This is a genomic window from Lyngbya sp. CCY1209, assembly GCF_055795065.1.
In genome coordinates, this window is sequence record NZ_JAYFER010000040.1 from 1 (window position 1) to 384 (window position 384).

Here is a 384-nt window from a genome sequence, read left to right on the forward strand (position 1 = left end):
GCCAAGGAGTTTACTGGCTTTTCCTCCACTTTTCCCAGAGACGTGTTTTCCGGCAGGATATTGCCTAGTATTGAACCATAGAAAGTCGAAACCAGGTGCGACCTTTTTTCCATTTACTTCAATTTCTCGAAGTGTGTGACAGATTCTTGTCTTTTCTGGTTTCAGTTGGAGTCCAATGGGCTTTAACCAATCGGAGATGGCAATCTTGCACTGTTCAATGATTTCGCTGCTTTGTGATATGACTACAAAATCATCGGCGTATCTAACGACTGTTGTATTGATAATCTTCCCTTTAACTTTGTGTTTGGGGAATAATTTTTCGATGTGCCTCACCATTCCATCCAGTGCGATGTTGGCGAGGAGTGGACTTATTACCCCTCCTTG

General features: G+C 43.0%; 1 protein-coding gene. It reads right to left on the minus strand.

Going from position 1 to position 384, the window contains the following annotated elements; genetic code table 11:
• On the minus strand, positions 1–384 hold a 384-nt coding region (locus tag AC0QHF_RS00195; RefSeq protein ID WP_324702177.1), incomplete at both ends, for a reverse transcriptase/maturase family protein.